3 protein-coding genes are annotated in these 1,467 nt (G+C 74.2%); 1 reads left to right on the top strand and 2 read right to left on the bottom strand.

The annotated features are described in order from the left end of the window. The coding region (locus ACFFNX_RS49860; RefSeq protein WP_378213501.1) for an NmrA family NAD(P)-binding protein at positions 1 to 147 on the bottom strand (147 nt) is incomplete at its 3' end. A gap of 83 nt (positions 148 to 230) precedes the next feature. Here ACFFNX_RS49860 and ACFFNX_RS49865 point away from each other — a divergent pair. Continuing rightward, entirely contained in the window at positions 231 to 989 is a 759-nt protein-coding gene (locus tag ACFFNX_RS49865) for a TetR/AcrR family transcriptional regulator (protein ID WP_378213499.1), read from the top strand. Between the two features lie 22 nt (positions 990 to 1,011). Here the strand turns inward: ACFFNX_RS49865 and ACFFNX_RS49870 are convergent. Next, the coding region (locus ACFFNX_RS49870; protein WP_378213500.1) for a glycosylhydrolase-like jelly roll fold domain-containing protein at positions 1,012 to 1,467 on the bottom strand (456 nt) is incomplete at its 5' end.

Here is a 1,467-nt window from a genome sequence, read left to right on the forward strand (position 1 = left end):
GGCGGCGGGTGCGGCCGTGTCGCGCACCAGGGCGCGTACCGGCCACCCCCCGGCGAGCAGCCGGCGCACGGTGGCGCCGCCCTGCTTGCCGGTGGCGCCGGTGACGAGGATCGGGTGGTCGGAGTCGGGCGGTGTCACAGGGGTCATGGCGTCCGTTCCGGAGGTGGGGGATACTGGCACGATCCGGAATATTGCCCCCGGTTCAACGCCACGGACAAGGATTACGTGACATGACGGCAGCACCGGCCTCCGCGCGTGCCGAGCGCGCCGACGCCCGCCGCAATCGGGAGATCGTGCTGCGCACCGCGATGCGCGTGTTCGCCGAAGAGGGGCTGGAGGTGTCGCTCGGCCGGATCGCGCAGGGCGCCGGGGTCGAGGCCGGCACCGTCTACCGGCACTTCCCGACCAAGGAGATCCTGCTAGAGGCGGTGCTCGCCGAACACGTCGAGGGCCTGGTGACCACCGCGGGCCGGTGGGCCGCCCGTGCCGTGCCCGGTGACGCGCTGTTCGGGTTCCTGCTCGAAGTGATCGAGAAGACCGCGAGTCGCAAGCACATCTGCGACGTGCTCACGGCCGACCGGGGCTGGCCGCACGCCCTCCTGGCCGCCGCGGGGAAGCGGTACGGCGAGGCGCTGGATGAGCTGCTGCGCGACGCGAGACAGGCCGGTGCCGTACGCGCCGACGTGCGGGCCGACGACCTGGCCGCGCTGATCGTCGGTGGCGCCGCACTGCGTTCGGCGCATCGGGACCGGGCGCGCGGCGCGCGGCTGGTGCGGCTGCTGCTGGACGGGCTGCGGACTCCTGCCGTCACGGAAACCGCCGCGTTTCGTGACTCCTCCTCCCTTCAGCGTCACGAAACCGCGGGCCGGGACGTGAGACATTGCGTGGAGTGCGGTGCTCGGCTGCGGGTCCGGCCCACCGGGCGTCCGCCCCGCTACTGCGGTCCGACCTGCCGCCAGCGCGCCCGCCGTCGCCGAGTCGCCGGCTGACCCGGGTTCGCGGGGTCGATGCCTACCTCGGTCGAGGCGAATCGCGGGTTCCGAGGCGGACGGGGCCGAAGAGGCCGGACGCACGTTGGCCCGGGAAGACGAAGTGGGTCGGGCTCACCGCGTCCAGATAGGGCGCCAGCGTGCCGTACACCACGATCTCGATCAGGTTCCCGCCCGGCCGGATCGCGTCCGTCAGGTCGAAGCGGTACGGGGCGCAGACGCGCGTGCCGACCGGGCGGCCGTTCACGGTGACCTCGGCCGTTCCGCGTACGCGGCCCAGGTCGAGCGTCGCGGGCGGGACCTCCCGCTCCGGCAGATCGATCCGGCGGCGGTAGCGGACTCCTCCGCTGTACTCCGCGAGACCCGCGTCCTCCCAGTCGCCCAGTTCGACGCGGCCCGGGCCGACGGTGAAGCGGACCGGCGCGGCGAGCGCGGCGCCGCCCTCGTGCCCCGGGCGGGTGCGGACGCGCAGCGCGCC

Source organism: Actinoallomurus acaciae, from assembly GCF_042429965.1.
Taxonomy (GTDB): Bacteria; Actinomycetota; Actinomycetes; order Streptosporangiales; family Streptosporangiaceae; genus Actinoallomurus; species Actinoallomurus acaciae.